We start from the raw sequence: 6,870 nt of genomic DNA on the forward strand, positions 1-6,870 counted from the left end.
CGGCGGTGGGGGCCCCTCCCGCTCGAGCGAAGTCGAGAGTGGGGGAGCGTGCCGGGCGTCGCGACGGGGCGAACGTTGCCTGCCGCGGCACTAGGCCTGGGCCGGCACCGGCCACGACGCCCCTCGCTCAGCCGTCCACCTCGTACTGGCCGACCTCGATGAAGTAGCGCAGTTCCTCCGGGGTGCCGTCGATCACGGCCTCCGCCGCCGCGCGCAGGGCCGCGCTGATGTCGGTCCGGGCCAGGATCTTCGCGACGGCGACCCGGTCGTCCTCGGCCTGGGCGAGCCGGTATCCGGTCGACAGGAAGTACACCCGGTCCTCGATGCTGCCTTCGAGGGCCTTCACGGCCTCGCGGTAGACGCCCTTGCCGCTGGAGGGGAGGCCGATGATGCGGAAGATCTCCACCTTGTTGTCCTCGTCCTGGGCGAGCCGCAGGCCCGTGGCCAGGAAGTTCGCCCGGTCCTCGGCGGTGCCGTCGAGGGCCTTGTTCGCCTCCCTGATCACCGCCTTGCCGCTGTCCGGGTCGGCGAGCAGCCGCGCGATCGCCACCTTGTTGTCCTCGTCCTGCGCCAGCAGGATGCCCGTCTCCAGGAAGTAGCGCATGTCCTCGACGGTGCCGTCGAGCGCCTCCTGCGCCTCCCTGCGCACCCCGACGCCCGAGTTCTCGTCCGCGAGGACGCGCAGGATCTCGATGCGCAGCTCTTCCTCCGTCATCGAGTCGTACGGCGAGTCCGAGTCCGAGTCCGTGGCCGTCGCGGCCGTGGTGACGGAGGCGGTGCCCGCGCCGGACGTGTCCGCGGCGAAGGCCGGCGTGGCGAGCAGCAGGGCGGGCGCCAGGGTGCCCGCGGCCACGGTGAGCGCAGCACGCGTGAGTCTCATGTCGTTTCCCCCTGATTGTTCGAACCTGGTTGATCGAATTCCACTCGGCGGAGATCGTTCCAGGGGATCCCCGGCCGCGCACCGCCCGAACCGGACAATCTTGGACGCACATCCGCCGAGTTGGAGCGACAGGATCCGGCCATTGACTCTCCCCGCGTGACCGACGGACGGCGGACCACGTGGTGGGCCGCCTCGGCTGACCGGCCCGGACCCGCCCTGCCGGTGTCTCCGGCCCCTCCCGGACAATGGCGCGGCATGAGGATCTCGCACCGCGCCCAGTCCATCGCGCCCTTCTACGCCATGGAGTTCGGCAAGCAGGCCGCCGCCCTGGAGGCCCAGGGCCACCACGTCGTCAAACTCAGCCTCGGCGAACCCGACTTCGGCGCGCCCCCGGCCGTCCTGGCGGCGATGCGCGAGGCCATGGACGGCCGCCCCCTCAGCTACACGGCGGCCCTCGGCCTGCCCGCCCTGCGACAGGCCGTCGCGGACTTCTACGCGGACCGGCACGGGGTCGACGTGGACCCCGCCCGGGTGGTGGTGACGGCCGGCGCCTCCGCCGCGCTCGTGCTGGCCACCGCCGCCCTGGTCGACCCGGGCGACGAGGTCCTCATCGCCGATCCCTCCTACCCCTGCAACCGCCAGATCGTCGAGAGCTTCGGCGCCCGCGTCACCCTCGTCCCCACCACCGCCGCCTCCCGCTACCAGCTCGACACGGCGGCCGTGGACGCGTCCTGGACGGACCGCACCCGGGGCCTCATGATCGCCACCCCCTCCAACCCGACGGGCACCTCGGTCCCGGCGGACGAACTGGCCGCGCTGTGCGCCCTCGCCCGCGAGCGCGAGGCCTGGCGCCTGGTGGACGAGATCTACCTCGACCTCAGCGACCACGGCGCCGAGGGCGCGCCCCCGCCCACCGCCCTGTCCCACGACCCCGGCGCCGTCGTCATCAACAGCTTCTCCAAGTACTTCGGCATGACCGGCTGGCGGCTCGGCTGGTGTGTCGTCCCCGAACCCCTCGTACCGGCCCTGGAACGCCTCGCCCAGAACTACTTCCTCTGTGCTTCCGCCCCCGCCCAGCAGGCGGCACTGGCCTGCTTCACCCCCGAGTCCCTCGCCGTCTGCGAGGCCCGCCGCGCCGAGTTCGCCGAGCGCCGCGCCCTGGTCCTGTCCGCTCTCGCGCGACTCGGCCTGCCGGTTCCGGTCCCGCCCGACGGCGCGTTCTACGTCTACTTCGACGTCACCGGAACCGGCCTCACCTCCTGGGAGTTCTGCGCCCGCGCCCTGCGGGAGGCGCATGTCGCGCTCACTCCCGGCCGGGACTTCGGACACGCGACGGCGGAAACCCACGTACGCCTGTCCTACGCGGCGTCAGGGGAAGACCTGACGGAGGGAATCTCCCGCCTGGAGAAGTTCCTGACGACCCTGTCCCGCTGACCTCGTCGCGGGACCGCCCCCGCGAAAACTCCATGGCTCCTGTGCCCGGAGCCGATGAAGAATGACGCTCATGTCATCCTCCTTCCCGCCCCTCACCCACCTGGCCGAGCCGGACGGTGTCGCCCCGGGCACCGGCTACAGCCACGTCGTCATGGGAACCGGCCGGCTGGTCGCGATCTCGGGTCAGGTCGCTTTCGACGCCGACGGAAAGGTGGTCGGCGAGGGCGACCCCGCCGCCCAGGCCCGCCAGGTCTTCGAGAACCTCCGCCGCTGCCTGACCGCGGCGGGTGCCGGCTTCGAGCACGTCGTCAAGTTCACCTATTACGTCACCGACGTCGCCCACCTGCCCGCGATACGCGAGGTCCGCGACCGTCACATCGACGTCGCCCGCCCGCCCGCGAGCTCCGCGGTCCAGGTGGCGGCCCTCTTCCGCCCCGAACTCGTCCTGGAGGTGGAGGCACTGGCCCTGCTCCCGGAGACCGGTCCCGACGACCGATCGGACAGTGCCGCGTAGACGCCCGGCAGCGCTCCGGCACGAACGCGCCAGGACCGCCCGGCGGTCCGCGATCGACCACCTCTCGTCATCCTGCACGGCAGCCGTCCACCGCCTGGAACGCACCCGCTTCCCCGGCCTCGACACGGCGGAGGCGTTCCACCGCTGGCGGTCCCTGGCCCACGGCCCCCTCCGCGACCTCGCACTCCCCTCCCCCTACCACTACGACTGCTGCGACCCGTCCGATGCCCGCGACCAGCTCGAGGCCGTCATCCACGCCCTCCCGACCAGAAACGCCCGCGAGCTGCGCGCCCTCGTCTCCGCCCTGGACCACAAGATCCTGACCAGAAACAGGGCGTTGCGGCCCGGCAACGGCGACAGCCCGTGGTGGCGGTTCTAGCGGGTGGCCGTTGTGGTGGCTCCTCGCCCTCAACGGCGTCCCGTCAGGAGGCGATCGCCGGGAGCGAGATGTCGATCCCGGCCTCGATGCAGTGCCGGTCGGCCGTGTCCTCCAGCTTCTTCACGTCGTCCTTCGACGGCGGGTTGCCCTCGCCCTTCGCGTTCAGGTACGCCCACCCGTCGTAGTTCGAGACGTTGGCGGCGAGGTAGCCGTCCCCGATCCGCGACCTGCGCTGCTGGGCGTTCTTGTACCACTTCTCGAGGGCCGCCTTGTCGCTCGGAGGGTTCTGCGCCTCGTCGACGATCTTCTGCGCGAGCTGGCAGTCGGCCATGGACGCCTGGCTGAGCTTGTTGTGCTCGTGCCACCAGTAGGCGCCGCCGCCACCGAGCACCATGACGAGTGCCGCCGCGACCCCGCCGATCAGGATCTTCGTGCCCTTCGACGCCTTGTTGTTCTGGGCGGAAACGGTAACGGTCATGGTGTCCTCCGAGGAATGGTTGCCGAAGATGTCCGTCGACGCCGTTCGCCTGTCGACATGGGTAATCATCGAAGAGCGGGCATCGCCGGACATCGGCTCAGAACCTGATCTCGGGGGCTCGGCTGCAACCGCAGTCAGAGGACGTGCCTCCGACTGCGGTCGCATCTCCCCGGACTCCTGCCGGGAAGCGGATCAGTGGTAGTCCAGCGTCGGATACCAGTCGCCCCGGCCGGCGGGGGTCAGGTCCAGGAGGTTCCAGAGGGGGGTGTAGAGGTCGATTCCCCGTTCGGGCAGGTCGGCGGACATGCGGGGGTGGGTGGAGTAGGTGTGGTGGACCGTGCCGTCGGGGGAGCGGGTGAAGACGGAGATCGCGGAGTCCTGGTCGCCCACCTCGTCCTCGCTGCCCAGGTCGTACTTGAAGGTGCTGTCGCCGCAGCTGAGGAGGCGTACGCGGTGCCAGCCGCGGGTGCGGGCGTGGTCGCGCAGGGCGGGTGGGTCGGCGGCCGCGACGACGGCGAAGTCGGCGGTGCGGGCGAGGTGGTGGGCGATGCCGTCGAGGCCGTCGATCCACAGCGTGCACATCGGGCAGGGCGTCGTCTGCCGTTTGCCGTACATGAGGTGGTAGATGAGGAGGGGGCGGTCCGGAGCGGTGAAGAGGTCGCCGAGGGAGACCTCTCGGAGCGGGGTGTCTCCCGCCGCCAGGTCGGCGGGGCCCTCCTGGAAGACGTAGTCGTCCACGGGCGGGCCGGGCGGGAGGGACCTGCGCCGGGCCGCGACCTTCTCGCGCAGGCGCATGAGGTCGATCTCGGCCAGCCGCAGTTCCTCGCGGGCGGCGAGGTATTCCGCGGATTCACCGGTCAGTCGGGTGTGGCGCCACATCGCCGCCTCCTGGAGTGGACGGCCCCCCAGTCCCCTCACCTGTCTTCGAGTCTAGGGTCCGGTCCGCGGCGCCCGCACTTCCCAAGGCCCGCAGCAGGAACGGCAGCAGTCGGTCCGCCCCCGCCCGGGCCGCCTCCTCGTCCACCTGCTCCGGCGGCCTCGGGGTGATCAGGAAGTGGCTCAGCATCGGTCCGATGACCAGGTCGCCCAGCATCTCCGGGTCCTCGGGCGCGGGGACCTCCCCGCGGGCCGCCGCCCGGGCCACCGCCTCCTCCACCCGGTGCCGCACGGGGAGCAGGAAGGTGGTCGCGAGGACCTCGGCGAGGGTGTCGTTGTGGGCGGCCTCGCCGATGAGGGCGCGCATCAGGCGGCCGCTCTCCCCGGTCAGACTCGCGGCCTTGTCCCGCAGCAGGGCCCGCAGATCACCCTCGAGGCTGCCGGTGTCGGGCTGTTTCGCCAGGTCCTCGGCGCGGGTCGCGGCCGCCGCCAGCACCAGTTCCTCCTTGGAGGACCAGCGGCGGTAGAGCGTGGCGGTGGAGACACCGGCCCGCGCGGCCACCGCGCCGGTGGTGAGTCCGCCGTAGCCGCTCTCGGCCAGGACGGTCAGCGTGGCCTCCAGCAGGGCCCGGTCCCGCGCGGCGTCCCGCGGCCGCCCCCGGCGGGGTGCCCCGTCAGACACCGGTCGGCCCGGACAGGCGTTCGTGCGGACGTTCGGACAGCGTGGTGAGGGGAGGCGTGGGCATGCCGTGAGTATAGTCAATACGAAACGAAAGGATTTCGTTTCGTATATTGTCGGCGCATGGTCACCTCCGCCTCCGCCCTCACCTCCTCCCGACTCCGCGCCACCTTCGCGAGCGGCCGCACCCGTCCCGTCTCCTGGCGCAAGGCCCAACTCCGCGCCCTGCGGGATCTCCTGACAGATCATCAGCAGGAGTTCGCCGCCGCTCTCCACACCGACCTCGGCAAGAACGGCACCGAGGCACACGTCACCGAGACCGGCTTCCTGGTCAACGAGATCGACCACACCCTGCGCCACCTCGACCGCTGGCTGCGCCCCCGCCGCGTCCCCGTCCCCCTCACCCTCGCCCCGGCCCGCGCCCGGACGATACGGGAGCCCCTGGGCGTCGTACTGATCATCAGCCCCTGGAACTACCCGCTCCAACTGGCCCTCGCGCCCCTCGTCGGCGCCCTCGCCGCCGGCAACTGCGCGGTCGTCAAGCCCAGCGAGCTCGCGCCCGCCACCTCCGCCGCGCTCGCCCGGCTGCTGCCCCTCGCCCTCGACCCGGAGGCCGTCGCGGTCGTGGAGGGCGGGGTCGCGGAGACGACCGCCCTGCTCGACGAGCCCTTCGACCACATCTTCTACACCGGCAACGGCACGGTCGGCCGGATCGTGATGGCCGCCGCGGCCCGCCGGCTCACCCCGGTCACCCTCGAACTCGGCGGCAAGTCCCCCGCCGTCGTCGAACCCGGCACCGACCTCGCCGCGGCCGCCCGCCGGATCGCCTGGGGCAAGTTCATGAACGCCGGGCAGACCTGCGTCGCCCCCGACTACGTGCTCGCGATCGGCGAGGCCGCCGACGGCATCGAACGGCACCTCGCCACCGCCGTCCGCGAGATGTACGGCACCGACCCGGCCACCAGCCCCGACTACGGCAGGATCGTCGACGAGCGGCACTTCGACCGCCTGCTCGGCCTGCTGAAGGACGACTCCGCCCGCCTCGTCACCGGAGGCGAACACGACCGCACGACCCGCTACCTCGCCCCCACCGTCCTCGCCGACGTGGACCCGGACGCGCCCGTGATGCGCGAGGAGATCTTCGGACCGATCCTGCCCGTGGTCCGCGTCCCCGACCTGGACGCCGCGATCGCCTTCGTCACCGCCCGCGACAAGCCGCTCGCCCTCTACGCCTTCACGGCCTCCCGCCGCTCCAAGCTGCGGCTGAGCACGGAGACCTCCTCGGGCGCCCTCGCCTTCGGCATCCCCAACGCGCATCTCACGGTGCCCGGGCTCCCGTTCGGCGGGGTCGGCGAGAGCGGCCTCGGCCGCTACCACGGACCCCACTCCCTCGACACCTTCAGCCACACCAAGGCCGTACTGGACAAGCCCCTGTTCCTGGACCCCCTGCGGATCGTCTACCCGCCGTACACCGCCTGGAAGGACCGCCTCCTGCGCCGCATCCTCTGAGTCACCAAGGGTGTTGGTCCCCTACGGCACTAGGGCGTGTTTCGAAAGTAGCGTCGTCTGCCCGAAGGGCAGGCCTGGCGGCGTCTGGTGCGTGCGATCGCAAGGCGGAGGGTCGCCCCGA

At 71.7% G+C, this 6,870-nt stretch carries 8 protein-coding genes; 4 read left to right on the top strand and 4 right to left on the bottom strand.

All coding sequences use genetic code 11. From position 1 onward, the window contains the following. Positions 1–127 precede the first annotated feature (127 nt). Positions 128–880, bottom strand: a complete 753-nt coding sequence (locus ABT057_RS48555) for an ALF repeat-containing protein (RefSeq protein ID WP_352351743.1) — start codon at positions 878–880, stop codon at positions 128–130. Positions 881–1,135: 255 nt separating this feature from the next. Here ABT057_RS48555 and ABT057_RS48560 point away from each other — a divergent pair, with 255 nt between their 5' ends. From ABT057_RS48560 to ABT057_RS48570, 3 genes are all read left to right on the top strand, one after another. Next, positions 1,136–2,314: a pyridoxal phosphate-dependent aminotransferase gene (locus ABT057_RS48560; RefSeq protein ID WP_352351745.1), complete on the top strand. Its 1,179-nt coding sequence runs from the start codon at positions 1,136–1,138 to the stop codon at positions 2,312–2,314. Between the two features lie 70 nt (positions 2,315–2,384). Beyond that, on the top strand, positions 2,385–2,828 hold the full coding sequence (locus tag ABT057_RS48565; protein ID WP_352351747.1) for a RidA family protein: 444 nt from the start codon (positions 2,385–2,387) through the stop codon (positions 2,826–2,828). Then, complete coding sequence (locus ABT057_RS48570) at positions 2,818–3,207, top strand: hypothetical protein (protein WP_352351749.1); 390 nt, start codon at positions 2,818–2,820, stop codon at positions 3,205–3,207. The genes ABT057_RS48565 and ABT057_RS48570 overlap by 11 nt, the downstream gene beginning before the upstream one ends. Positions 3,208–3,250: 43 nt before the next feature. Here the strand turns inward: ABT057_RS48570 and ABT057_RS48575 are convergent, their stop codons facing one another. The 3 genes from ABT057_RS48575 to ABT057_RS48585 form a co-directional block, all read right to left on the bottom strand. Then, positions 3,251–3,685, bottom strand: coding sequence for a flagellar basal body-associated FliL family protein (locus ABT057_RS48575; RefSeq protein WP_352351751.1), 435 nt, complete (start codon positions 3,683–3,685; stop codon positions 3,251–3,253). 192 nt (positions 3,686–3,877) lie between these two features. Next, positions 3,878–4,564, bottom strand: a complete 687-nt coding sequence (locus ABT057_RS48580) for a DUF899 family protein (RefSeq protein WP_352351755.1) — start codon at positions 4,562–4,564, stop codon at positions 3,878–3,880. After that, the gene (locus ABT057_RS48585; protein WP_352351757.1) at positions 4,536–5,243 is read right to left on the bottom strand and encodes a TetR/AcrR family transcriptional regulator; all 708 of its coding nucleotides are present in this window, start codon (positions 5,241–5,243) and stop codon (positions 4,536–4,538) included. Before ABT057_RS48585 ends, ABT057_RS48580 begins: the two co-directional genes overlap by 29 nt. Before the next feature lie 120 nt (positions 5,244–5,363). Here ABT057_RS48585 and ABT057_RS48590 point away from each other — a divergent pair, with 120 nt between their 5' ends. Continuing rightward, positions 5,364–6,749, top strand: a complete 1,386-nt coding sequence (locus ABT057_RS48590) for an aldehyde dehydrogenase family protein (protein WP_352351759.1) — start codon at positions 5,364–5,366, stop codon at positions 6,747–6,749. Positions 6,750–6,870 lie beyond the last annotated feature (121 nt).

It is taken from the genome of Streptomyces sp. NPDC002588 (assembly GCF_040295925.1).
GTDB lineage: Bacteria > Actinomycetota > Actinomycetes > Streptomycetales > Streptomycetaceae > Streptomyces.